Origin of the sequence: Photobacterium damselae (genome assembly GCF_003026815.1) — a bacterium.
In the GTDB taxonomy this organism is placed as follows: domain Bacteria; phylum Pseudomonadota; class Gammaproteobacteria; order Enterobacterales; family Vibrionaceae; genus Photobacterium; species Photobacterium damselae.
The window spans coordinates 91,287-116,248 of the sequence record NZ_PYOG01000012.1 but is presented as its reverse complement, the minus strand read 5'-3'; the positions used below and the strand labels follow the sequence as shown (position 1 = coordinate 116,248).

Below are 24,962 nucleotides of genomic sequence, written 5' to 3'. Positions count from 1 at the left end.
CCCTAGCCCCTAGCCCCTAAAGTTTTTCCCCTTCCTGCCGACAAAATAAAACAAAATAATGACAACAATGACTTAAGGGCTGTTAGAATGGAACTAGTCGTCGTCAATCTCTGCCAGAGAGGATAGCAGGCAGTGTCCGAATTATCGCAAGCACTTAAACGAATTTTACTTCCCGTTGCATTAGCTACCGCATTTGGTGGTATTGCACCAGCATACGCGAATACTGTACGTATCGTTGGTCCAGAAAACGAAGATCCTAATGCGTGGGTACAACACAGCGAACAGATGCGATCGTCATCGTTCGATTATGTGAAAACACCGAATAAACCGTATACCAATATGCGCCGTTATGGACCGACAAGCGCAAAGGAAACGTTATGGTCAATTGCCTCGCGCCACCGACCAAATAACTCAGTTTCGGTGTATCAGGTGATTGGTGCCATTAAACATATCAACCCCCAAGCGTTTGAAAATAATAATATTCATGGTTTGATACCTGGCAGTTACTTAGTGATGCCAACGCTTGCTCAAGTTAAGCGCGAAGATACTCAGCTTGTTAGGCGCGTGCTTGAACAAGATAAATTACGCGAACCTTACGCCTCTAAAAATAGAAAAACGACTAGTAAGCCAAGCGCTAAAAAAACTGTGGTAAAAAAAGCCCCTGTAAAACACGCTGTGCCTGCATCTCAAACCCGCTCGCAAACAAAAGCGCAACCCAAACCGCAAATTAAGCCGGCTGTAAATCCTGCTAAATCAACATCGACGACTGTTGAAAGTGCTGACCATTTTACAATTCCGGCAAAACCTACAGTACCGGCCAATAAGGTCTCTCCATCTGCAACCAAAGCCGCGCTTGCAACTGTTGCTACTGCGACCGTATTAGGGCCAATGGCGGTCGATACTGGCGAACCGATTACGGAACAATCTTCTGCAACTAAGGTAAATACTGAGCAGTCTAAAGCTATTACGTCTGCTCCTGCCCAGGTGACATCTTCGGCAACAGAGGGCGATAACACTGGAGCTAATACGGTATCGAGTCAATCTAATACGGCCTCGGTGCAACGTGATGGTGCGATTCCACCTAAACCACAAGATGTCAGTGCTAATGCAGCAGCATCATTACCGCAAGATGTTTCCAATCCTCTTAATGCCTCTGATGAACAACTGACTCAGCTGATTGAAAGTAATCATATGCTGAAAGTTCGTTTGGCTGAGATGCAACAAGAGATGGCATCTTTACGTGAGCAAGTGGGCGATGATGATGAATTTCGCAATGAAGTGATTAATTTTATCCGTCAACAGCGCCAACAAGAACAAGCAGTACCAGAAGAAGATAAAACCTCTTGGCTCAATCAATTAGCTGATAATCCTACTGCTTTGATTGCCGCAGGTTTGATTCCTGGCGGATTGTTAGCGGGTTTATTGGCGTTCTTCTTATATCGACGCGGCAAGAAAGAAGAGCAAGAAGAACAAGCGGAAAAGAACTCGCAACTACCGCTTATTGATGATGCGTCATCTTCTGAACCTAATTTGGACTCTGAAGATAAGCTAGACGAATTAGATGATCTTCTGTTTGACGACGATCTGTTTGCTGATAGTAATGACAAGCTAGAGCAAAGTTTAGATCGTGATTTAAAACAGAGTGAAAAGACAGGACTATCTGAATCGGAGCTATCGGAAGCAAAGCTCTCTGAGTCAAAGCCATCTGAATCTGAAACATCACAATCAGATCCAGCACCTGGGCCGAATTTCTTTTTGGATGATTTTGATATTAACGATGATTTCGATGTGGATATGTCGTCTAAATCGGTTTCCGTTAATGGTGAAGAAGCGGCACTAGGTCTAGAAGAGATGGAGCGTGCTATTGATCAAATGGATACGTCTCATTCTGATGAAGATTTGGCTGCTCAATGGGAACGTTCGTTACAGCAAGAAAAAGTTGATGTTGATAGCGATGATTTTGATTTAGCGGAAGGTCTTGATGAAAGCTTTGAACCGTTAGAGCCAAAATCAGAACAAGAGCTTCTTGATCAATCTATGTTAGATGATCTGCTGGTTGATATTGATAGCCAACTAGAAGAACCAGTAACTTCTGAAGCAGCATCTGATGTTATATCTAATGAGAAGGCTTCTTTAGAACCACAATTAGAGCAAGAACCGTTTACATCACCGACTGTTGAAGATTCAGTTCAAAAAACAATAGACGAGTTGGATATCAGCAGCAAAGAGTTGGTTGAAGAGAGTGCTAATCCTACATCGAATATTAGTGCAGAATCACAAACAATACCTGAAGTTGAGACCGAAATCTCAGAGAGTAGCACTCAATTATTGGATGAACTCGTAACAGACGAAGACGATCTTTTAGGTGCGGATCTCGATATCGACTTGGATGAAAATTCCGTTCAACTGCTTGATGAGTTGATCCCCGATGAGGACGATGAGATTGTTTTAGAACAACCATTAGATCTCGAAGAAAACAGTACGGCTCTACTTGATGAACTAGTGGATGACTGGGGTGAAAAGCCAACTAAGGCAATCGATGCTACAGTAGAACAGTCTCAGGAGATTGAGCCGTTACAGACTCAAGTCGCTGAAGAAGATATTGATGATATTTTAGACCAATTTCTAGACCAAGAATTAGAGCAACATACCTTAGCGGATGAGGCTCAGGAATCATCACCGCACGATTATTTGGCACCAGAAGCTAAGCCTTTAACCGTTGAAGAGTTAGAGCGCGAACTTGATCGTCAAGAAGCGGAAGAAAAGCAAAGTTTAGCGCAAGCTATCGATGAATTTCCTATTTTTGATGAGCAGGCAGCGTTAGATGAATTTGATGAGAGAGAGCCTAATAGTCATGCAATGCCGGAGACAAAAGCGCAGTCAGAATCACATATTGAAGCGTTTGAGCTTGATGATCTGCCTGAGTTTGATGAGCAAAGCGCGCTAAATGATCCTGAAGCAGAAAGCTTACTTGATGAAGAGCTAGCGCTGTCAGACGAAGATCAACAACGAGCACTGGATAATGTTGTTCGTCAATTACAAGAAGCGGTTGAAGCCTCGGAGCGTTATCAGCAGGCTCCTGAGTTACTTGATACGATTGATACTAAGCTCTCTGAATCTAAAGAGACACCACCTCAAGAGTTGACATCTAGTGAAGAGATAACCAAAGAGAGTATCTCCGAGCCTTCAATGACCGATGTTTCATCTGAGCCTTCATCTGAACCGTCAGCATTTGATGAGCATAAGAAAAAAGATTACGACTTTGCCCATTATGATCCGGCCTCATTGCCTGAGTTTAATGAAGATGAAGCGCTACAGGCCTCATTTGAAGAGCAGTATGAATTAGAGCAATACGAGCGTGAAAAGGGCTTTTCGACTCAGCGTCCTCCACATCCAATTCAAGATGATTATGTAGCAAACTCAGCACAACCGCTACCATCAGAATTTGATCATGAGCTTGTTGAGTCCGCCGGATTGGACATGGCGGCATTACTGACCGATCCCGATTTAGGGTTAGCAGATGCTGAACGGGATGGTTTATTAGCTCATGTACATAACGATACTCAAGATGATGACGATCTTGATTCTGATGAGCAAGCGTTATGGCACCAAGTCTCTCAAGACCCTAGCTTAGAAAATGAAGATTGGAGCCAGCAGCCAAGTCTAGCTAAAGATGATATTGATTCTGTTATTGAGTCGATTGAACATGAATTAGAACCTGCTCAGGAAAAAGGGGCGTATAAAGCTTTTCAGCAAGCAGAAGAGTTAACTTTGCCTGAGGCTGGCAGTGAATTAATTTCTGTTGCACAGGACTCTAAGCCGCACTCTTTTATTAGCATTGATGAGTTAATGAAAGAAACACAAGGTGATGGTAGTGCCTTAGCTCAAGAGTTAGATGCTCAACCCTTAAAATTGGATGTGGGCTTAGATGAATTTCCCGACGTGTTAACCAATATTGCTCATACCGACGTGGATGATCATTCAGAGCTAGCAAGTAAATTGGATCTCGCCAAAGCTTATCTTGAAATGAATGATAAGGAAGGGGCGATTGAATTACTTGAAGAGGTAACGGCAAAAGCGGATGGGGCTGTGAAAGCGGAAGCTGAGAAGTTATTGAATAACTAATTTTTCAAATGTTCTGTTTTAAGGCGTAAACGATTGAGTCTCTTAAAGCGTGCTATGTCATCATAAGGCTGGTGTGGCATAGTACGCACTTTTAATGATCTTCATTATTTATTACTTATTGGTATAACAGTTTGTAAATAATAATTTTTCAATTGATATTTTTATGCTGGTATTGAACCTGAAATCAAATGAGATATATCTCACAAAAAGCAAATGTAAACATCATCTTAAATAGATGAGGCAATATACTACTAAGAATTTTTTATGTGAATGTGCTTAATATGAAGAAAATACTGACAGTTCTATCTATTTTTATTCTTTCAGCGTGTAATAGTGACAATACCAGCTTGAAAGAAACGGTAAGCTCTAATTCTGCAGATGTAGTAGAAACAGAAACTTACCAACTGACACCGATTGATGCTCCTAGCTCTTTTTTATCTCATTCTTGGGAGCAAACATGTGGCACACCTATCTTGAATGAAAGTGACAAGCAAGCGATATCTTTTGATTTTGTTGCTCCAGAGTTAAAGCAAGATGAAAAGTATTGTTTTACTTTTAAAGGTATTACAGGCGATCATAGGTATATCACAAATACAACATTAACTGTTGTTGCACCTACGCTAGAAGTTTACATCGATCATGCATCCTTACCATCGCTACAGCAGCTTATCCACATTATTCAAGCAAAAGATGAATACCCAAGTAATCAACGTTTTGTCTCTTGGAAGCGTGTAACTGTTGATGCTGATAATGCCAATAAGTTAAACATTCATACTTATCCATTAAAAGGCAATAATACCTCACCAGAAATGGTGGCAGCGATTGATGAGTATGCTCAGAGCAAAAATCGATTGAATATAGAGTTCTATACAAATACAGCTCATGTTTTTAATAATTTACCACCTATTATTCAACCTTTATATAATAACGAGAAGGTGAAAATTTCTCATATTAGTTTGTATGATGATGGTTCTTCTGAATATGTAAGTTTATATCAATGGAAAGATACACCAAATAAGATAGAAACATTAGAAGGTGAAGTATCGCTTCTTGCTAATTATTTAGCAGGAACATCTCCGGATGCACCAAAAGGAATGGGAAATCGTTATAACTGGCATAAATTATATGACACTGATTATTACTTTTTGCGCGAAGATTACCTTGACGTTGAAGCAAACCTACATGATTTACGTGATTATTTAGGCTCTTCCGCAAAGCAAATGCCATGGGATGAATTTGCTAAATTATCTGATTCTCAGCAAACACTATTTTTAGATATTGTGGGTTTTGATAAAGAGCAATTGCAACAACAATATTCACAATCCCCACTACCAAACTTTATTTTTACCGGCACAACAACTTGGGCTGGGGGGGAAACGAAAGAGTATTATGCTCAGCAACAAGTAAATGTGATTAATAATGCGATCAATGAAACTAGCCCTTATTATTTAGGTAAAGACTACGATCTATTTTTCAAGGGGCATCCTGCTGGTGGCGTTATTAACGACATCATTCTTGGAAGCTTCCCTGATATGATCAATATTCCAGCCAAGATTTCATTTGAGGTCTTGATGATGACGGATATGTTGCCTGATACAGTAGCTGGTATTGCGAGCTCTCTGTACTTCACAATTCCTGCCGATAAAGTTAATTTTATTGTATTTACTTCATCTGACACTATTACTGATCGTGAAGAGGCTCTTAAATCACCATTAGTACAAGTGATGCTAACGTTGGGTATTGTTAAAGAAAAAGATGTTCTGTTCTGGGCTGATCTACCAGATTGTTCCAGTGGTGTGTGTATTGATAAGTAACTTATTATTATTTAAATCAAAGACACATTTCTTAGATTGACTGAAATAGGCCCTTAGCTTCCTGATAAGGGCCTAATACCCCTCTAGCCCCTAATCTTCAATTCCCCTATAATCTCACCCATTAAGCGAAGATTTCGCCCATTTTTTGTTAGAAAAGAGTGTAAGTGTCATTATGCGTATTGCGTTAGGTATCGAGTACGATGGTGCTAAATATTTCGGTTGGCAGCGTCAACGTGAAGTAGATAGTGTTCAAGAACGTTTAGAAAAAGCCTTGGCTAAAATTGCCAATGAACCAGTAGATGTGTTTTGTGCTGGTCGTACTGATGCGGGCGTTCATGGTACTGGGCAAGTTGTGCATTTTGATGTCAATGTAAATCGCAAAATGGCAGCTTGGACCATGGGTGTTAATGCACATCTACCTAGTGATATTGCTGTGCGTTGGGCGGCAGAAGTTAGTGATGATTTCCATGCTCGTTTTACCGCTACTGCTCGTCGTTATCGTTATGTTATTTACAATCACGCTTTACGTCCTGCCATTTTAAGCTCGGGGGTGAGTCACTATCACGGTGATCTCGATGAGAAAAAAATGCACGAAGCTGGACAATACCTGCTTGGTGAAAATGACTTTACCTCTTTTCGTGCGGTACATTGTCAATCACGTAGCCCATGGCGTAATTTGATGCATCTGAATGTTTCGCGCCAAGGTAACTATGTCATCATTGATATTAAAGCAAATGCTTTTGTTCACCATATGGTACGAAATATCACGGGTAGCTTAATTAAAGTTGGTCGAGGCGAAGAAAAACCTGAATGGATTAAGTGGTTGTTGGAGCAAAAAGATCGCACATTAGCAGGAGCGACTGCCAAAGCTGAAGGCCTCTATTTGGTTGATGTTGATTACCCGCAAGAATTTAATTTACCTCGAGTGCCGCTGGGACCTTTATTTTTAGCGGATTGAAATAGTTAGGAACAAGGAAGGACAGGCAAAGAAGGTAAATAGGGAAGAGTGGGGAAATAGGGAAAAGAAGGAAAATAGGGAAGAGCAGGAAAATAAGGATTTTAGGAAGAGCAGAAACAGACGGTTTTAGGAAGTGCGGGAAGAAAAGAGAAAGAGGGCAATAGGAAGAGCCGGAAAAGAATGAAGAGAAGGTAAATGGGAAAGAGCGGGAAAAAAGGGGGACTAGGAAGAGCTAGAACCAACTTTACTGGCTAAAATCCAGTACTTTATTTTCCTGATCTTTTAGCCCTTCCCCTTTTTTCCCGCTCTTCCTTGTTTCTTTGCCTTGCGAAGGTAATACCAGTTTTTTATCTACACAGCTGCAACTTTATGTTTTAATCTAACTCCAATAAATGCGTAATTTATCTCTCCGGCTTGAATGAGCGGGGGAAACCAGAGAAAAGGTCATTCATGAGCTGGCTTGAAAAAATTCTAACGAAAAGCAACATAGTTACATCACGCAAAGCTTCAATTCCTGAAGGCGTCTGGACGAAATGTACCTCTTGTGAGCAAGTACTGTATCACGCGGATCTAGAGCGTAACCTAGAAGTATGTCCTAAATGTAACCACCATATGCGTATGAAAGCGCGTCGTCGTCTAGAAACATTTTTAGACGCAGAAAGTCAAGTTGAGATCGCCGCTGAACTTGAGCCTATGGATAAGCTAAAATTCCGTGATTCAAAAAAATACAAGGATCGTCTATCTGCAGCCCAAAAGAACAGTGGTGAGAAAGACGCTCTGATTGTTATGAAAGGTACAGTTCACAATTTGCCGATTGTTGCGAGTGCATTTGAATTCTCTTTTATGGGCGGTTCAATGGGTTCGGTTGTAGGCGCTAAATTTGTACGTGCGGTCGATGAAGCCATTGCTAATAACTGCGCACTAATTTGTTTCTCTGCAAGTGGCGGTGCCCGTATGCAAGAGGCGTTAATGTCTCTAATGCAAATGGCGAAAACCAGCGCAGCTCTTGAGCGTTTATCTGCAAAAGGTTTGCCGTTCATTTCGGTTCTAACAGATCCAACCATGGGTGGCGTATCGGCTTCTTTGGCTATGCTAGGTGATATCAATATTGGTGAGCCTAAGGCATTAATTGGTTTTGCCGGTCAGCGCGTTATTGAGCAAACGGTACGTGAAAAGCTGCCTGAAGGGTTCCAACGCAGTGAATTTCTGCTTGAGCACGGCGCAATTGATATGATCGTTGATCGTCGTGAAATGCGTGAGCGTGTGGCTGGTCTAGTAGCAAAACTGACAAATCAGCCTGCCCTTGATTCGCAGAACCATCAACCTGAATTAACTGCTGAAGAAGAGGCGGTTATTAAGGAAGATGAGCAGACTGCATATTAATAATGTGTCATCCCCTACAGTGAGTGCAACGAACGAGATAGGGGATCTCATGAAGCCTAACGCAATGGTGAATAAACCTTATGCTTGTGTGCTTACTTGTCGAGATCCCGGATAGTTCGTTCCTCACTTCCGGGATGACAATGACATTCAACCGTTACTCGCCCCACATCCCCACTTATGCTAAATTAACCCATATTTAGTACTTACAAGTGATTGATACTTCCATGTCAGGATTGACTGCTCCATCAGCCATGGCACCACTTGCCACTTGGTTGACTTACCTTGAACAACTTCATACCAGTGCCATAGATTTAGGGCTAGATCGCGTCCAAGCCGTCGCACAAAAAGCAAAACTCACTAAACCCGCTCCCACGGTTATCACGGTAGCAGGTACCAACGGTAAAGGTTCTACTTGTGCCATGTTGGAATCCATTCTGATGCAAGCGGGTTATTCGGTTGGTGTTTACAGCTCTCCCCATTTGATTCGTTACAATGAACGTGTGCGAATTAACGGTAAAGAGCTCGATGATAGTGAACATAGCCAAGCATTTGCTTCTGTTGAGCAGCAGCGTGGTGAGATCAGTTTAAGTTTATTTGAATTTGGTACCTTATCGGCTCTTACATTATTTAAACAGCATCAGGTGGATGTGGTTGTACTTGAAGTGGGATTAGGTGGCCGATTGGATGCAACGAATATTGTGGATCACGATGTAACGGTTATTACCAGTTTAGCTATCGATCATGTTGATTGGCTCGGTGATGACATTAATGTGATTGGTTATGAGAAAGCGGGGATTTTCCGAACCAACAAACCGGCTATTTGTGGACAACCACATCCACCGGCAACCGTTGCTGCTCATGCTGATGATATTGGTGCTGAGCTGTTTCAAGTGGGTTATCAATTCGATTATAAAGTTGATGAAGAGGTTCAAACTTGGAGTTGGCATAGTGGGGCATTTGATTTAGTCGATCTGCCAATCCCATCGTTGCCTTTGCCAAATGCTGCAACTGCTTTGATGGCTCTAGGTGCTTCTGAATTAAAGATCACCGATGAGCATATTGTCGTAGGTCTAAAGGTTGCATCTTTGCCTGGACGTATGGAGCGAGTACAAGAGCAACCGCTAATTATTATGGATGTGGCTCATAACCCGCATTCAGCGAATTATTTTGCTAATCAGTTGACTAAGCTAAAGCAGCGAGAAGGGATAAATAAAGTTCATGCGGTTGTTGCTATGCTGCATGACAAAGACATTGCTTCAACTATCGCTGAAATGCAAGATGTGGTCGATTGTTGGTATCCTGCGTCATTAGAAGGCCCTCGTGCCGCTAAAGCCGATGAAATTGTGGCTCACCTTAGCGTGCCTTGTCAGATGTTTAATAAGCCAATAGAAGCATTTAACCAAGCTCTTACACAAGTTGATGTTGATGAGATGGTAATCGTATTTGGCTCGTTTTACACTGTAGGGCAGATATCAGATTACTTAAAAAATTAAAGTTTAGGGCTCGATTGATTTGAGCCCTGTTGCGTTGATAAATAGGAGTGTACGTGGCGAGTAAGTTTCAAAATCGCCTGATCGGAACCGTAATTTTAGTCTCCGTAGGGGTTGTTGTTCTGCCTGATATTTTTGATGGGCAGAAAGAGCATTATAAAGAAGAGTTCGCAAGTATACCGTTGCAGCCAAAAGCGGGCGAAGATGAAAAGTATACGACAGTTCCAGATCCTACGGAGGAGCAAGTCGCGTTGCCTGAAGATCCGGCTGAGGTGACAATAGATCATTCGCAATCTGAGCATAAGCAAAATGCAGATTTAAGCACTACGGATACGACTCCAGTTGTTGCGGTTAAGCCTCAATCTAAACCTGAGCCAAAACCAGTAGTGAAGCCTGAACCAAAACCACAACCCAAGCCTGAGCCAAAGCCTGTTGTGAAACCGCAGCCTAAGCCAGAAAAACCGGCAGCAACAACCAGTGGTTCATGGGCTATTCAGTTAGGCGTGTTTAGTAATGTTTCTAATGCTCAAGCCTTAGTTGAAAAACTTCAAGCGGTTGGTTATCAAGCTCACTTGTCACCAAAAAATCCAAAATCTGGTCAATATGTTCGAGTTATTGTTGGTCCTGAAACGTCAAAAGATAAGCTGACAGGGCAAATTGGACAGTTACAAAAGATTACGGGATTAAAAGGTCGAGTGTTCAAATTTAACCCACTAAATCCTTAGGAAAACGTTTGCGTTCTCATTTTTTCTGTTAGAATACGCATCAACAAGACGAAAAGTATCAAAAATGATCTGGATTGATTATGTAATTATTGGCGTGATTGGCTTATCGGCTCTGATAAGTTTAGTCCGTGGTTTTGTTAAAGAAGCACTGTCGTTAGTGATCTGGTTTGGCGCGTTTTTTGTGGCGAGTCACTTCTACCCACAGTTAGCGAGTCATTTCACTAATATTCACGATACGATATTGCGAAATGGTAGTGCGATTGCCGCATTATTTATTGCCACTCTCATTGTGGGGGCAATAGTAAACTATGTGATTGGGCAGCTTGTTCAGAAAACTGGGCTGTCTGGCACAGATAGGGTGTTAGGGATTGTCTTTGGTGGTATTCGAGGCGTGCTGATTGTGTCAGCGGTTCTCTTCTTTCTTGACGCCTTTACCAGCTTTTCGAGCTCTGAGTGGTGGAAACAATCTCAGTTGATCCCTCAGTTTGGCGTTGTGATTGAATGGTTCTTCTCATACCTCAAGGAAACTTCGAGCTTTTTACCTAATATCAAATGATGTTAGTTCATATCAAGGACTTAGGTGTAAGTTCTTGATATTTAATGCACGACGAGGAATTTAAACAAAATGTGTGGTATTGTCGGAATCGTGGGGGAAACTCCTGTAAACCAGTCTATTTATGATGCGCTAACTGTGTTACAGCACCGTGGCCAAGATGCAGCTGGTATTGTTACCTTAGAAAGCAATCGTTTCCGTCTGAGGAAGGCTAATGGCTTAGTACGAGATGTGTTCCAAGTTAAGCACATGCAGCGCTTACAAGGAATGGTCGGAATTGGCCATGTGCGCTATCCAACTGCTGGCAGTTCTAATGCTTCAGAAGCTCAGCCGTTTTATGTTAACTCTCCCTATGGTATCTCTTTAGCTCATAACGGCAATTTAACTAACGCCGATGCCATTACCGCCTCTTTGTTTGAACAAGCTAAACGTCACGTCAATACCAACTCCGATTCTGAAATTCTTCTTAATGTTCTTGCTTATGAATTGGAAAATGCCACTTCTTATCCATTAACACCAAATGATATCTTTACCGCAGTAAGTAATGTTCATCGTACGGTTAAAGGTGCTTACGCCGTTGTGGCTATGGTGATTGGCCATGGTCTGATTGCTTTTCGTGATCCAAATGGCATTCGTCCTTTGTGTATCGGCCAACGCGAAATTAATGGCATTACCGAATATATGGTGGCATCAGAATCCGTTGCGTTAGATGCAGTTGGTTTTACCTTTATGCGCGATGTCGCCCCAGGTGAGGCCATCTACATTACGTTTGATAAACGAGAGCTGTTTACTCAACAATGTGCTGAAAATCCAGCATTAAACCCATGTGTGTTTGAGTTTGTTTATTTTGCTCGTCCAGATTCGTTTATTGATAAAGTCTCTGTTTATGCCGCCCGTGTATTAATGGGGACGAAACTTGGTGAAAAAATCAAACGTGAATGGGACGATATTGATATCGATGTTGTGATTCCTATTCCGGAAACATCGTGTGATTCAGCATTAGAAATTGCCCGTACATTGGATAAACCGTATCGCCAAGGCTTTGTTAAAAACCGCTATGTTGGTCGTACTTTTATCATGCCAGGGCAACAAATGCGCCGTAAATCTGTGCGTCGTAAACTCAATGCAATTAACTCTGAGTTTAAAGATAAAAGTGTATTGCTGGTAGATGATTCTATTGTACGAGGTACTACTTCTGAGCAGATTATAGAAATGGCTCGTGAAGCTGGGGCTCGTAAGGTTTATCTCGCATCAGCGGCTCCTGAAGTTCGCTTCCCGAATGTGTATGGTATTGATATGCCATCTGCTCATGAGTTGATTGCTCATGGTCGTGATGTGGACGAAATTTGCAAAATGATCGGAGCTGATGGTCTAATCTTCCAAGATCTGAGCGATCTTGTTGATGCAGTCGCGCAAGGTAATCCAGATATCAAACTGTTTGAGACTTCTGTTTTTGATGGTAATTATGTGACAGGGGATGTCGATTTAGCATACCTAGAACATCTTGAAGCACTTCGTTCTGAAACGGCAAAACGTAAGCAAGAGAAGATGCAAGATCTCGCTAACCTTGAGTTGTATAACGAAGGGTAGTTTCGAAGATTACGAGACTAATAGATTGCGAGTTTAGAGAAAAAGCGGGTAGAATGAATGTATTGACATAAAAATGAATATGTCTAAGAATTTCGCTACTCGCTACTCGCTACTCGCTACTCGCTACTCGCTACTCGCTACTCGCTACTCGCTTAATGCTCAAACACCGGCCCCATTCCATAACTCCATAAAATCACCGAACTCGCAATAATACTCACCAACAGCACAAGACCTGACGTTACAATAGAACTGGCGTAAATAAAGCCTTGTTCTTTAGGGATGTGCATCAAAATTGGGACGCCGATGTAAAGTAGGTACACCGAGTAAGCAACGGCACATAACCCAACTAACATCAAAAACCAAACATGTGGAATTAATGCTGCAAAGCTGGCCATAAAAATAGGGGTTGCTGTATATGCTGCTAACTCAAGGGCTTGGGCGTAAGTTGGGTTGGAACCAAAAGTATGACTCATCCAATAGGTCAAATAGGCGAGGGCGATAACTCCCATAATCAATGTGCAATACATTGCCAAAGACATATTTAAAGCGCTAGTTGCGGTTAAATATATTGGCTCGCCAATTCCAACATCCCATCCAATATAGACACTTGATAAATAAGCCATCACAGGGGGCATTAAAGCGAAAATAGCAATATGCAGTAAGCTGACAAATATGCTTTGATGATGTTTATCTACTCTATGCCACTCTTGGATGGGGTTGCGATAAAAACCCACGACATGTTCCCAAATCATAAGCAGAATCCCTATTAAAAAGGTAAATACGAATGGAGATGCTTATATTAAGGTGTAGTTAGATTTGTGATGAAGCGCAAGGAAATTAGGGAAGAATCGGTGACGAGATTACGAGATTACGAGATTACGAGATTACGAGATTACGAGATTACGAGATTAAGAGATTAAGAGATTAAGAGATTAAGAGATTAAGAGATTGCGAGTTTCGAGGTTTAGAGATTTTGAGTTTTCGGGTAAGCGAGCTTCGAGAATGAATATATTGACATCAAACTAAGTATGTCGAAAATCTCGCTACTCGCTACTCGCTACTCGCTACTCGCTACTCGCTACTCGCTACTCGCTACTCGCTACTCGCTACTCGCTACTCGCTACTCGTCTTTACAAATCAAAGTAATGACTGGCAAAGTCGATAAACAGACGTAGTTTCTCTGGTTGATAATCACGGTGGTTATAAATCAGATACACATCACGAGGGTTTGCAGACCAGTTCTCTAGAATACGAACAACTTCACCTGATTCGATGTAGTTTTCTAACATCACATCCGGCATCAAAGTGATACCAAGGCCAGCACAACAAGCTCGGCGAACGACATTTAATTCACTCGCTTCAAAACGACCGCGCTCAGTAATTGTAACTGTTTCGCCATTGTGATTAGTTAAACGCCAGCGCAGTAGAGGGTTACCTTTAAGCAATGAGTGCTCGTGCAGATCTTGAGCGTGCTTCGGTGCTGGGTTTTTCTTTAAGTACTCAGGACTTGCAACCAGAATATCTTTTACTTCATTGATACGACGAGCGATCAGTGTTGAGTCACGTTGAGGACCAACGCGGAAGATAACATCCCAATCAGTTGGATCGAGTTGATCGGGTTCGTTGCTCATATAAAGTTGAATGCTAATTGCCGGATGCTCGACCATAAATTGGTTTAGCATAGGTTGTAACATCACTTTAGTAACGTTACTTGGCGCTGCAATGCGAAGTTTACCAGCGGCACCTTTACACTCTTCACTGATATGCTCAGTAGTATCAACTAGCTGCTGCAATAAAGGAGCACAGTCATCATAAAACTTATGACCTGCTTCAGTAAGTGAAAGCTTACGGGCGTGACGATTCAATAGACGAATGTTCAGGCATTCTTCCAGTGCTTGAATTCGACGCGTCAGTGTGGCAACTGGCACCTGGGTTTTGCGTGAGGCAGCGGTATAACTGCCATTTTCCACAACCATGCGGAATAAGTTTAGATCGTCAAGTTTCATATAAACGTCAATACTGAAAACTGATAATGGGGAATTGTATAACAAAACGGGTCAAATATATCCCAAAAAAACAAAAGTTTTGCTAAAAAAGACAAAAAGTCTAATAAATAGCCATTATTTCTGATTTTGTTTGGCTTTTAAGGAAATATATTTTGAACCTGTTAGCAAATTTAGCAACTATTAAACGCTTTTAACAAATAAAAATCATATTAAAAGCATTTTATACTATGCTTATACCTATATAGATGCCTAATAAATCAGCATGATAATTGTGATTTATTATATTCATCTTTTTTTTATCTAGAGTTGGAAGTAGAAGTACATGTCATTGCTTGAAGGAAAAGACATTCTGATTGTGGAAGATGATCCTATTTTTCGCAATATGGTTTCAGCTTTTCTCCAGCATCAAGGTTGTTCTGTTCGGTATGCTGAAGATGGGGTGCAGGGACTAAAAGCGCTACAAAACGCAATTCCTGATTTGATGTTGTGTGATTTATCGATGCCGATAATGTCGGGAATGGAGTTTGTTGAAGAAGCGGTAGTTCAATATCCAATGCTGCCTATCATTGTAGTATCGGGGACAGGGGCAATGGCTGATGTTGCGGCAGCTCTACGATTGGGAGTCAAAGATTATTTAGTTAAGCCTTTGGATAACTTTCTGGTGCTTAAGTCAGCAATGATGACGGTATTTAAAGCTGCTGATATCCAGCAAGGTAATACTGGTGATGCCTCTACTACTTGGCCGCAACGCAATGAGATGGTAGATGAAGAGCTTGCGTGGCATTTCGAAGAGTTGGATAACGATCCTACTGCTGCTAGAGAGCTATTAACGGGTTTGATGCCAGATATCCAATCCAGTTGCGGTAGTTGGCAACTAAACTACTATGTACTTCAAAACGCTGATAAGGCCCCTGTACTTTTAGACTATACATGGTTGATGGATGGTCGATTGGCTTTTTATGTTATCGATTGTAGCTCCTGTCCAAGCCATGGTACGGCGACAGCTCTGCTTATACGCGCTTTTTTCAATGACTATTTACGCCAACAGCGAGTACATGAAAGTCATATTGTTGAACTACTACAAGAAATTGAAAAACATCTGAAAAGCTCTCGTTACACCTCTAATATTAAGTGTATTTTTGGTCTGTTTGATGTAGTCAACCATCAATTAAATTTGATGCCCGCAGGAATTGGCGGAAGTGTTCAAACCAGCGAAGAAAATCATACTATTTCAGGACAAGCATGGTTAGGGCAGAAAGCCTTTTTTAACCAAGGTTCTCGACTAAAAATTGCACCATCAGGGGTTAGATTATCTTTGAGTGAAATTGATTGTGCTAATTTTAGTATTACTTTACAGCGCATACCAACACATTGATTTATACAAAAAAGGCGATCTAATGATCGCCTTTTTATTTGAATAAGAAATGATTAAGCGTTTGCTGTTTTCACTTCAACTTCTTCTTCCTTCTTATGACCTTCAGCACCGTGCATCCAATCAATCAGTTTATTTGATAGAAGAAGTAGTAAAACACCTGCCACGATTGCCGTAATCGCAATACCAGAGAAAATAGCCAGAGGGCCTGTTTCACCTAAGCGAGAACCGATAATACCAGCGACATAGTTCGCAATGGCATTGGCACCAAACCAAGCACCCATCATAAGAGAAGCTAGACGTAGTGGCGCTAGTTTTGTTACTAGTGATAAACCGATAGGAGATAGGCATAGCTCACCAATAGTATGGAAGAAATATGCACCCACTAACCACATCATAGAAGTCTTAACAGTTAGATCGCCACCTTGCTCTAGTGCTGCACCGATCATACAAGCAAAACCTAGCGCAAGAGAGAACATAGCTAATGCAAATTTCACTGGTGATGCTGGTTCATTTTTACCCATTTTCACCCAAATTGACGCCAAGATAGGGGCACAGATAATAATGAAGAATGGGTTTAGTGACTGGAACCATGCCGCAGGTACTTCAAAACTACCAATCATACGGTTTGTGTACTCTTGAGAGTAAATATTCATAAGACCGCCCGCTTGTTCAAAGCCAGCCCAGAATACGATTACAAAGGTACACATCACTAAGATAACTTTTAGGCGATCGCGCTCTACTTTTGTTAGAGGCTCTTGCTTACCGCTCTTGTTCATTGCCGCTGCACGATGCGCCGCTGGAACTTTACCGATATTACCTAATAGACGCTCTGCAAATAGGAGCTGAATAATAAGGCTCATTGTCATACCGATACCAGCACATAGGAAGCCCGCTTTCCAGCCATATACTGTAGAAGCAGTACCTGCAATAACACCTGCAAGTAGAGAACCGATGTTAATCCCCATGTAGAAGATAGTGAATGCACCGTCACGGCGATGATCACCTTCTTTATAGAGGTCACCAACCATAGTTGAGATATTTGGCTTAAATAGACCGTTACCAACAACTAAGAATCCTAAACCGATATAAAAGAATGTCACGGCATGAGGGTCAACCATACTGTGTGGTAGTGCCAAAGTGAATTGACCAATTGCCATTAATATACCACCAATAATGATAGAACGGCGTTGGCCTAAAATGTTGTCGGCAATCCAACCACCAATAAGAGGCGTGAAATAGACAAGACCTGTGTATGTTCCGTATAGCTGTAATGCGTCTTGAGTCGACCAGCCTAAGCCGCCATTAATGGTTTTATCTGTCAAATATAAAACCAAGATTGCGCGCATGGCGTAGTAGGAGAAACGTTCCCAAAGCTCTGTACTAAACAGGAGGAACAAGCCTTTTGGGTGGCCCATAAAAGTGCCACTACTTTGATTGCTCATGATGATTCTCTGTATTTTAATTATTTGTGTGTTTGCTAATGCTGCTAGCTTTATAAAGCACAAAGCAATATACCGCAAGTTTTAACAAATGCAGAACAAATGAAAAACATTGTAACTGTATGAAATATAATGTTTTGTGGTTTTTTTGAGCTTGTTTTTAATTTGCTATATCTCTAAGTGTTTTTTCTAAATAGTCTGTTAATGGCTAAATTTGTGGTTGTTTATTGTTATTTTTTAAGTTTCTTTGGTTTTTTATTCTGCAAAATTGATTTTTTAATGGATGTTACATTTTTAACCTGAGTTATTTTCTCTTATTCTCTTTAGTTAAGAATGGATAATATTCCAGCATCTAATAGGAGATGTGAGATCGATGATGGTAACTTAGTAAGGGATCGGTATAATTTTAGAGATACATTAATAGTTGATGGGCTCATGATGAAAGGTTGGTATTTACTTTATTGCAAGCGAAGTGAACAAGAGCGAGCAGTGATCAATCTTGATCGTCAAGGGGTTGAGTGTTACTACCCACAAGTTCGCATCGATAAAATTGTTCGAGGCAAAAAGCAGGAAGTTTTAGAACCATTATTTCCAAGCTATGTGTTTGTTTATTTTGATCCAGAACAAGTGAGTTATACCTCGATCCGCTCAACTCGAGGTGTAGCAGATTTTATTCGTCGGGGATCAACACCTCAATTAGTACAACAAGAACTCATTTATCAATTAATGATGAATGAAGACTGCGACGAACACAAAGAAGCGTTATGCGAGTTACCTAAACCTGGTGATTCATTAACCTTGTCGCAGGGTCAATTTAAAGGGATTGATGCCATTTATCAGGAAGCTGATGGTGAGAAGCGTTCTTTTATGTTGATCAATTTACTTGGACGTGCTGTGACTGTGAGTGTTGATAATAAAGATTTGATTAAACGCTAACAAAAAGAATAGGGCTCTTTTGCTAGTATAGAAATCAGCTCATAAAAATGGGTATTTATTTCTAATTATTATATGAATGGATAATCAATGAACAATTCAGTACGTAAAGCCGTTATACCAGTTGCGGGCTTAGGCACTCGCATGCTACCTGCAACAAAAGCCATTCCAAAAGAGATGTTGCCTATTGTTGATAAGCCGCTAATTCAATATGTTGTGAATGAATGTGTTGCTGCGGGTATTAAAGAGATTGTGCTTGTAACACATTCATCAAAGAACTCGATTGAGAACCATTTTGATACATCATTTGAGCTAGAAGCCACATTAGAGCAGCGTGTTAAACGTCAGTTATTGGCAGAAGTTCAAGCAATTTGTCCTCCTGACGTCACGATTATGCATGTTCGTCAAGGACAAGCAAAAGGCTTAGGTCATGCTATTTTGTGTGCACAACCACTAGTTGGTGATGCTCCTTTTGCGGTTGTGCTTCCTGATGTTATTTTGGATGACGCTGCAAGTAATCTAGAAACTGATAATCTAGCTAAAATGGTTCAACGCTTTAATGAGACTAAAGTCAGTCAGGTAATGGTTGAGCCTGTTCCTATGAACGATGTATCAAGCTATGGTGTTGCTGATATCGGTGGTGTGGAGTTAGGTGCAGGTGAAAGTTCACCAATGACAAAAGTGGTTGAAAAACCGCCAGTAGAAGAAGCGCCTTCAAACCTTGCTATTGTAGGCCGTTACGTGCTTCCGGCTGAAATTTGGTCTCTACTTGAGAAAACGCCAGTGGGTGCTGGTGGTGAAATTCAGCTAACTGATGCCATTGATATGCTGATGAAGCAGCAAGAGGTCGACGCGTTCCATATGTCTGGTAAGAGCCATGACTGTGGTAATAAGCTAGGTTATATGGCTGCATTTGTTGAATACGGCTTACGCCACTCAGATCTTGGCGAAGACTTTAAAGCGTATCTACAAGATGTAGTTAAGGGACTTTAAAGTTAGCTCGTTAAAGAAAAGTTGGAATAAAAACTAGGAATAGGGCGTTAGATTCTCGATCTCGCTAAAGTAAAATTCCAAGTTTTCCAATTTGAGTACAGCGAGTAGGAAAATACATTGACATCAAACTAAGTATGTTGACAATTTCGCTACTCGCTACTCGCTACTCGCTACTCGCTACTCGCTACTCGCTACTCGCTACTCGCTACTCGCTACTCGCTACTCGCTACTCGCTACTCGCTACTCGCTACTCGCTACTCGCTACTCGTCAGAATGATACTGTTCACACGCCAGTAGGGTATTTTCAATTAAGGTGGCAACAGTCATCGGACCCACACCTCCTGGTACGGGGGTAATGTATTTTGCACGAGTTTTAGCAACATTAAATTCTACATCACCGCACAATTTTCCCGTATCTAAACGGTTAATGCCCACATCAATTACCGTAGCTCCCTCTTTAATCCATTCGCCCGGAATAAAGTTTGGTTTACCTACTGCAACAACCAAGATATCTGCTTGACGCACATGACCTTCTAAGTCTTGAGTAAAACGGTGACAGGTTGTGGTTGTCGCTCCAGCCAGTAGCAATTCAAATGTCATTGGTCGACCAACAATATTTGAAGCACCAACGATAACAGCATGTTTGCCACGTACTGGAATATTATAACGCTCAAGTAGGGTAATGATCCCTTTAGGAGTGCAAGAACGCAGTTTTGGAATACGCTGGCTTAAGCGACCAACGTTATAAGGGTGAAAACCATCAACATCTTTATCTGGAACAATTGATTCTAAGATAGTCGTGGTATCAATACCTGCTGGTAGTGGTAGTTGAACTAAAATCCCGTCGATTATTGGGTCGTTATTTAATTCAGCGATTAAATTGAGTAACTCAGACTCAGTTGTTGTGATTGGCAAATCAAATGATTTTGAGACAAAGCCAACTTCTTCACACGCCTTACGTTTACTATTTACATAAACCTGTGATGCAGGATCTTGACCAACTAAAATTACCGCAAGGCCAGGAGCGCGTAGCCCTGCTTGGGTTCGTGCTGCTACTCTTGCGGCAACTTCCTGTCGAACTGTTTGAGAAATTAATTTCCCGTCAATAATTTGAGCCGTCATGATGTTCCTTTCGATAAATACCGATTGGTTATAAGTAGATAAAAGCATTGTCGCAGATTCTGTGATTAAGATCTATAACGCAATCGTTTGCGTTAGGGCTGGAAAGTATCTAATTGGAGCTACATATTAAGTAGAAGAATGATTTTTTCTTTTTTTGTTGGAACTTTAACCGCTTGAAAGCAAAAAAAGAAAAAAATATTGACCTTATAAGTCGGCAACGTATAATCCAAACCCGTAACGTAATGTTACACAATGATGCGCCCTTAGCTCAGCTGGATAGAGCACGTCCCTTCTAAGGATGTGGTCGCAGGTTCGAATCCTGCAGGGCGTGCCATTTCCTCTTCTTTTCTATTCTACATTTTCTGTTTCAAATTCCCTGTTTTGTGATCTATTTTTCATTTTAAATAAAAAATTCTTATTCTATTTATTTAAATTTGGCTTTTTCAGTCAAGCGATCTGATCTTCGTAATATTCCTTAATTGCTGATTAAATTGTTAACTTGTTCGTTTTTCCAGCTCTTAATGTCTCTAGAGTGTTAAAAAAGCCACTTTTTTTATAGTTAAGGGTTGAAATGCCCGTAAATGCCCCTATTTTGTAAAACAGTTTAAGAACTATTTGTGTCTTAGGGCGGTTCTCGACTGTTTGTCACTCTGCCGTTATAATGACGCGCTTTAATTTCTTACCTATGGTTTTCTACGATATCTCGTTGTAGAGGGTTAGGTAAGAGGTTAATCAGAATTAAGGCGTTATGGTTTAAAACCGTAACACGAAAAGGATGCCACCATCAGTGATTGACTGATCGGCAACATCACTCAGAATACTGAGTAAGTTTGAGGTTAAATAAAATGCAAGTTACCGTTGAAACCACTGAAGGTCTAGAACGCCAACTAACTATCACAGTTCCTGCAGCTAACATTGAAGATGCAGTAACTGCAGAGCTTAAGAAAATCGCTAAGAATCGTCGTTTCGATGGTTTCCGTCCAGGTAAAGCACCACTTAAGATGGTTGCTAAAATGTTTGGCGCATCTGTTCGTCAAGACATCCTAGGCGAAGTAATGCAGCGTCACTTTATCGAAGCTATCGTTAAAGAGCAGATCAACCCAGCTGGCGCTCCTACTTTCACTCCAGTAGAAATGGCTGAAGGTCAAGATCTAGTATTCAAAGCAACTTTTGAAGTATTCCCTGAAATCGCTCTTCAAGGTCTAGATAAAGTTGTTGTTGAGAAGCCAGTTGTTGAAGTAACTGAAGCTGACGTTGATAACATGATCGAAACTCTACGTAAGCAGCAAGCTACTTGGACTGAAGTTGATGCTCCAGCTGTAGCTGACAGCCGCGTAACTATCGATTTCGAAGGTACTATCGACGGTGAAGCATTTGACGGCGGCAAAGCTGAAGGTTTCGCTCTAGCTATGGGTCAAGGTCGTATGATCCCTGGTTTCGAAGACGGTATCGTTGGTAAGAAAGCGGGTGAAGAGTTCAACATCGAAGTAACTTTCCCAGAAGAATACCACGCTGAAAACCTAAAAGGTAAAGCTGCAGTATTTGCTATCAAACTATCTAAAGTTGAAGCTCAAGAGCTTCCAGAACTAACTGAAGAGTTCGTAGCTAAGTTTGGTATCGAAAACGGTTCTGTAGATGCACTTAAAGCTGAAGTTCGTAAGAACATGGAACGCGAACTTAAGCAAGCTGTTAAAGGTCGCATCAAAGAGCAAGCAATCAACGGTCTTATCGAGCAAAACGATATCGCAGTTCCTGCAGCTCTTATCGATCAAGAAATCAATGTTCTACGTCAGCAAGCTGCACAACGTTTTGGCGGCAACGCACAGAACATGCCAGAGCTTCCACGTGAACTATTTGAAGAGCAAGCTAAGCGTCGCGTAGTTGTTGGTCTTCTTCTTGGTGAAGTGATCAAGTCTGAAGAGCTAAAAGCTGATGAAGAGCGTGTTAAAGCTATCATCGCTGAAATGGCTTCTGCATACGAAGATCCAACAGAAGTTGTTGCTTACTACGAAGGTAACGAGCAGCTAATGAACAACATGCGTAACATTGCTCTAGAAGAGCAAGCAATCGACGCAATCGTTGCTAAAGCTCAGGTTTCTGATAAAGAAGTTGGCTTCAACGATCTAATGAATCCTGCGGCTTAATTCGCTGAATTTATTGTAGAGATTTGACTTTACTGCGAATCTTCTGCTAACAATGGTCCGTATGAGTCATTTCATTCGGACCATTTATTTTAGGGATAATAAAGTATGAGCTACCAAGAAAAAAATGCCATGTCGCCAATCTTAGATGCGCTGGTTCCTATGGTGGTCGAGCAGACTTCACGTGGTGAGCGTTCTTACGACATCTACTCCCGACTACTAAAAGAGCGTGTGATTTTCCTTACCGGTCAGGTTGAAGATCATATGGCAAACTTAGTTGTTGCCCAGTTGCTATTCTTAGAATCTGAAAACCCAGATAAAGACATCTACCTATACATCAATTCACCAGGCGGTAGCGTAACAGCGGGTATGTCTATTTATGACACCATGCAGTTTATTAAGCCAAATGTGAGCACAGTATGTATGGGCCAAGCGTGTTCAATGGGTGCCTTCTTACTCGCTGGTGGTGCTAAAGGTAAACGTTACTGTCTACCTAACTCTCGCGTGATGATTCACCAACCATTGGGCGGCTTCCAAGGTCAAGCATCGGATATTCAAATCCATGCGCAAGAAATTCTTACTATCAAGCAGAAACTAAACAACCTACTTGCAGAGCACACAGGTCAACCTCTAGAAGTGATCGAGCGTGATACTGATCGTGATAACTTCATGTCTGCAGACCAAGCGGTTGAGTATGGTTTAGTGGATGCTGTTTTGAGTCACCGTAGCTAATTCTGACTGTGCGTTGTAAAGGAAATATGTATTTTGCAGCGCAAATGAAGTTGGAATGTTGTACACTCAAAACAAGGTAAATAGGGATTATTCCCGATTAAGAGGTTAGCGAATGACAGATAAGCGAAAAGAGAGTGGTAGTAGTAAACTACTGTATTGCTCTTTCTGCGGTAAAAGTCAGCATGAAGTTCGCAAGCTAATTGCAGGCCCTTCTGTGTATATCTGTGACGAGTGTGTCGATCTATGTAACGACATTATTCGCGAAGAAATCAAGGAAGTTTTGCCTAAACGCGATGGCAGTGAATTGCCGACTCCGCAGGAGATTCGCCACAATCTTGATGATTATGTAATTGGTCAAGAGCATGCGAAAAAGGTACTTGCGGTAGCCGTATACAACCACTACAAGCGTCTTCGTAATGGCGATACCAACAGTGATGGTGTTGAGCTAGGTAAAAGTAATATCTTACTGATCGGTCCTACCGGTAGTGGTAAGACACTTCTAGCTGAAACTCTAGCGCGCATGTTGGATGTTCCATTTACTATGGCCGACGCAACAACGCTAACTGAAGCGGGTTATGTTGGTGAAGATGTAGAGAACATCATTCAGAAATTGCTGCAGAAGTGTGATTATGACGTAGCAAAAGCTGAGCGTGGTATTGTTTATATCGATGAGATCGATAAGATTTCTCGTAAGTCTGATAACCCATCAATCACACGAGATGTGTCTGGTGAAGGTGTTCAGCAAGCTCTGCTAAAACTGATTGAAGGCACAGTCGCTTCTGTTCCGCCTCAAGGTGGTCGTAAGCATCCACAGCAAGAGTTCTTACAAGTTGATACTTCTAAGATTCTATTTATTTGTGGTGGTGCATTCGCAGGCCTTGATAAGGTGATTGAGCAGCGTGTTGCAACAAATACAGGTATCGGTTTTGGTGCTGAGGTTCGTTCTAAAGATGAATCACGAACTCTAACTGATCTGTTCTTACAGGTTGAACCAGAAGATTTGGTGAAATTTGGTCTAATTCCAGAGTTTATTGGTCGTCTACCTGTTACTGCAACATTAACTGAGCTGGATGAAGATGCGCTTGTTCAAATTCTTCGTGAGCCTAAAAATGCCCTAACTAAACAGTATGGTGCGCTTTTTGAGCTTGAAGGTGCTGAGCTTGAGTTCCGCGATGATGCCCTAGTTGCTATTGCTCGTAAGGCAATGGAACGTAAAACAGGTGCTCGTGGTCTTCGTTCTATCGTTGAAGCAGTACTACTTGATACCATGTACGAACTGCCATCAACCAAAGGCGTTAGCAAAGTTGTGATTGATGAATCAGTGATTAAAGGTGAATCTGAGCCTCTACTGATTTATGAAAACACAGAAAACCAAGCAGCTGGTGCTGAATAATTGGTTAATTACTGTTCGTTTGGAACAAAAAAAGGAGGCATCAGCCTCCTTTTTTATTTTCTATGATTTATTCCGTTGAATCTTGCCAACTTACCCCCATATACTCATTAGAGAAAAGATTTTCAGTCATTTTAAGTATTTTGTTATACCAATCAGTGAATTGATTTGATTGGGATGAGTTTAGATACTT

At 41.4% G+C, this 24,962-nt stretch carries 18 protein-coding genes and 1 tRNA gene; 15 read left to right on the top strand and 4 right to left on the bottom strand.

Annotation, left to right across the window (positions count from 1 at the left end; genetic code table 11):
• Positions 1–132 precede the first annotated feature (132 nt).
• The 8 genes from CTN07_RS12535 to purF all read left to right on the top strand — a co-directional run bounded on the left by CTN07_RS12535 (position 133) and on the right by purF (position 12,638).
• Complete coding sequence (locus tag CTN07_RS12535) at positions 133–4,125, top strand: FimV/HubP family polar landmark protein (RefSeq protein WP_005298229.1); 3,993 nt, start codon at positions 133–135, stop codon at positions 4,123–4,125.
• Between the two features lie 281 nt (positions 4,126–4,406).
• The gene (locus tag CTN07_RS12530) at positions 4,407–5,939 is read left to right on the top strand and encodes a PKD domain-containing protein (RefSeq protein WP_005298232.1); all 1,533 of its coding nucleotides are present in this window, start codon (positions 4,407–4,409) and stop codon (positions 5,937–5,939) included.
• Between the two features lie 172 nt (positions 5,940–6,111).
• Positions 6,112–6,897 (top strand): tRNA pseudouridine(38-40) synthase TruA, encoded by a 786-nt coding sequence (gene truA, locus CTN07_RS12525; RefSeq protein ID WP_005298234.1) that lies wholly within the window; start codon positions 6,112–6,114, stop codon positions 6,895–6,897.
• Positions 6,898–7,347: 450 nt separating this feature from the next.
• Positions 7,348–8,280 (top strand): acetyl-CoA carboxylase, carboxyltransferase subunit beta, encoded by a 933-nt coding sequence (gene accD / locus CTN07_RS12520; protein WP_005298236.1) that lies wholly within the window; start codon positions 7,348–7,350, stop codon positions 8,278–8,280.
• 224 nt (positions 8,281–8,504) lie between these two features.
• Positions 8,505–9,773, top strand: coding sequence for a bifunctional tetrahydrofolate synthase/dihydrofolate synthase (gene folC, locus CTN07_RS12515; RefSeq protein ID WP_005298238.1), 1,269 nt, complete (start codon positions 8,505–8,507; stop codon positions 9,771–9,773).
• A gap of 53 nt (positions 9,774–9,826) precedes the next feature.
• The gene (gene dedD / locus CTN07_RS12510; RefSeq protein WP_005298239.1) at positions 9,827–10,495 is read left to right on the top strand and encodes a cell division protein DedD; all 669 of its coding nucleotides are present in this window, start codon (positions 9,827–9,829) and stop codon (positions 10,493–10,495) included.
• A gap of 64 nt (positions 10,496–10,559) precedes the next feature.
• The gene (locus tag CTN07_RS12505; RefSeq protein WP_036763422.1) at positions 10,560–11,051 is read left to right on the top strand and encodes a CvpA family protein; all 492 of its coding nucleotides are present in this window, start codon (positions 10,560–10,562) and stop codon (positions 11,049–11,051) included.
• 69 nt (positions 11,052–11,120) lie between these two features.
• Positions 11,121–12,638 carry an amidophosphoribosyltransferase gene (purF, locus tag CTN07_RS12500; RefSeq protein WP_005298240.1) on the top strand — a complete coding sequence of 506 codons (1,518 nt, stop codon included), beginning with the start codon at positions 11,121–11,123 and terminating at the stop codon, positions 12,636–12,638.
• 152 nt (positions 12,639–12,790) lie between these two features.
• Here purF and CTN07_RS12495 read toward each other — a convergent pair whose 3' ends face one another.
• On the bottom strand, positions 12,791–13,390 hold the full coding sequence (locus CTN07_RS12495; protein WP_005298241.1) for a Yip1 family protein: 600 nt from the start codon (positions 13,388–13,390) through the stop codon (positions 12,791–12,793).
• A 378-nt stretch (positions 13,391–13,768) separates the two neighbouring features.
• Positions 13,769–14,644: a LysR family transcriptional regulator gene (locus tag CTN07_RS12490; protein WP_036763424.1), complete on the bottom strand. Its 876-nt coding sequence runs from the start codon at positions 14,642–14,644 to the stop codon at positions 13,769–13,771.
• A 322-nt stretch (positions 14,645–14,966) separates the two neighbouring features.
• Between CTN07_RS12490 and CTN07_RS12485 the strand changes: the two genes are divergently transcribed.
• Positions 14,967–16,019 carry a response regulator gene (locus tag CTN07_RS12485; RefSeq protein ID WP_005298245.1) on the top strand — a complete coding sequence of 351 codons (1,053 nt, stop codon included), beginning with the start codon at positions 14,967–14,969 and terminating at the stop codon, positions 16,017–16,019.
• A 53-nt stretch (positions 16,020–16,072) separates the two neighbouring features.
• On the opposite strand, the gene CTN07_RS12480 is transcribed toward CTN07_RS12485, so the two are convergent.
• Positions 16,073–17,461 carry a peptide MFS transporter gene (locus tag CTN07_RS12480; RefSeq protein WP_036763427.1) on the bottom strand — a complete coding sequence of 463 codons (1,389 nt, stop codon included), beginning with the start codon at positions 17,459–17,461 and terminating at the stop codon, positions 16,073–16,075.
• Between the two features lie 435 nt (positions 17,462–17,896).
• Between CTN07_RS12480 and rfaH the strand changes: the two genes are divergently transcribed.
• Together rfaH and galU are read left to right on the top strand one after the other, a co-directional pair.
• Positions 17,897–18,394: a transcription/translation regulatory transformer protein RfaH gene (rfaH, locus tag CTN07_RS12475; protein WP_036764870.1), complete on the top strand. Its 498-nt coding sequence runs from the start codon at positions 17,897–17,899 to the stop codon at positions 18,392–18,394.
• A gap of 87 nt (positions 18,395–18,481) precedes the next feature.
• Positions 18,482–19,384, top strand: coding sequence for a UTP--glucose-1-phosphate uridylyltransferase GalU (gene galU / locus CTN07_RS12470; protein ID WP_005298251.1), 903 nt, complete (start codon positions 18,482–18,484; stop codon positions 19,382–19,384).
• A gap of 261 nt (positions 19,385–19,645) precedes the next feature.
• On the opposite strand, the gene folD is transcribed toward galU, so the two are convergent.
• Positions 19,646–20,506, bottom strand: a complete 861-nt coding sequence (gene folD, locus CTN07_RS12465) for a bifunctional methylenetetrahydrofolate dehydrogenase/methenyltetrahydrofolate cyclohydrolase FolD (protein ID WP_005298253.1) — start codon at positions 20,504–20,506, stop codon at positions 19,646–19,648.
• Positions 20,507–20,763: 257 nt separating this feature from the next.
• Between folD and CTN07_RS12460 the strand changes: the two genes are divergently transcribed.
• The 4 genes from CTN07_RS12460 (at position 20,764) to clpX (ending at position 24,772) form a co-directional block, all read left to right on the top strand.
• Positions 20,764–20,840, top strand: a tRNA-Arg gene (locus CTN07_RS12460).
• A 511-nt stretch (positions 20,841–21,351) separates the two neighbouring features.
• A complete protein-coding gene (tig, locus tag CTN07_RS12455; protein ID WP_005298254.1) occupies positions 21,352–22,650 on the top strand; it encodes a trigger factor in 1,299 nt (432 codons plus the stop codon).
• A gap of 105 nt (positions 22,651–22,755) precedes the next feature.
• Entirely contained in the window at positions 22,756–23,379 is a 624-nt protein-coding gene (gene clpP / locus CTN07_RS12450) for an ATP-dependent Clp endopeptidase proteolytic subunit ClpP (RefSeq protein WP_005298256.1), read from the top strand.
• A 112-nt stretch (positions 23,380–23,491) separates the two neighbouring features.
• Positions 23,492–24,772, top strand: coding sequence for an ATP-dependent protease ATP-binding subunit ClpX (gene clpX, locus CTN07_RS12445; RefSeq protein ID WP_036763429.1), 1,281 nt, complete (start codon positions 23,492–23,494; stop codon positions 24,770–24,772).
• The last annotated feature ends 190 nt before the right edge of the window (positions 24,773–24,962 follow it).

Excerpts from the sequence above, each read along its gene's own strand:
- folC (WP_005298238.1), top strand. The coding sequence starts at position 8,505 with ATGTCAGGATTGACTGCTCCATCAGCCATGGCACCACTTGCCACTTGG.
- CTN07_RS12485 (WP_005298245.1), top strand. The coding sequence starts at position 14,967 with ATGTCATTGCTTGAAGGAAAAGACATTCTGATTGTGGAAGATGATCCT.
- galU (WP_005298251.1), top strand. The coding sequence starts at position 18,482 with ATGAACAATTCAGTACGTAAAGCCGTTATACCAGTTGCGGGCTTAGGC.
- CTN07_RS12495 (WP_005298241.1), bottom strand. The coding sequence starts at position 13,390 with ATGATTTGGGAACATGTCGTGGGTTTTTATCGCAACCCCATCCAAGAG.
- CTN07_RS12530 (WP_005298232.1), top strand. The coding sequence starts at position 4,407 with ATGAAGAAAATACTGACAGTTCTATCTATTTTTATTCTTTCAGCGTGT.
- clpP (WP_005298256.1), top strand. The coding sequence starts at position 22,756 with ATGAGCTACCAAGAAAAAAATGCCATGTCGCCAATCTTAGATGCGCTG.
- CTN07_RS12505 (WP_036763422.1), top strand. The coding sequence starts at position 10,560 with ATGATCTGGATTGATTATGTAATTATTGGCGTGATTGGCTTATCGGCT.
- purF (WP_005298240.1), top strand. The coding sequence starts at position 11,121 with ATGTGTGGTATTGTCGGAATCGTGGGGGAAACTCCTGTAAACCAGTCT.
- CTN07_RS12490 (WP_036763424.1), bottom strand. The coding sequence starts at position 14,644 with ATGAAACTTGACGATCTAAACTTATTCCGCATGGTTGTGGAAAATGGC.
- rfaH (WP_036764870.1), top strand. The coding sequence starts at position 17,897 with ATGAAAGGTTGGTATTTACTTTATTGCAAGCGAAGTGAACAAGAGCGA.
- tig (WP_005298254.1), top strand. The coding sequence starts at position 21,352 with ATGCAAGTTACCGTTGAAACCACTGAAGGTCTAGAACGCCAACTAACT.
- accD (WP_005298236.1), top strand. The coding sequence starts at position 7,348 with ATGAGCTGGCTTGAAAAAATTCTAACGAAAAGCAACATAGTTACATCA.
- folD (WP_005298253.1), bottom strand. The coding sequence starts at position 20,506 with ATGACGGCTCAAATTATTGACGGGAAATTAATTTCTCAAACAGTTCGA.
- clpX (WP_036763429.1), top strand. The coding sequence starts at position 23,492 with ATGACAGATAAGCGAAAAGAGAGTGGTAGTAGTAAACTACTGTATTGC.
- CTN07_RS12480 (WP_036763427.1), bottom strand. The coding sequence starts at position 17,461 with ATGAGCAATCAAAGTAGTGGCACTTTTATGGGCCACCCAAAAGGCTTG.
- truA (WP_005298234.1), top strand. The coding sequence starts at position 6,112 with ATGCGTATTGCGTTAGGTATCGAGTACGATGGTGCTAAATATTTCGGT.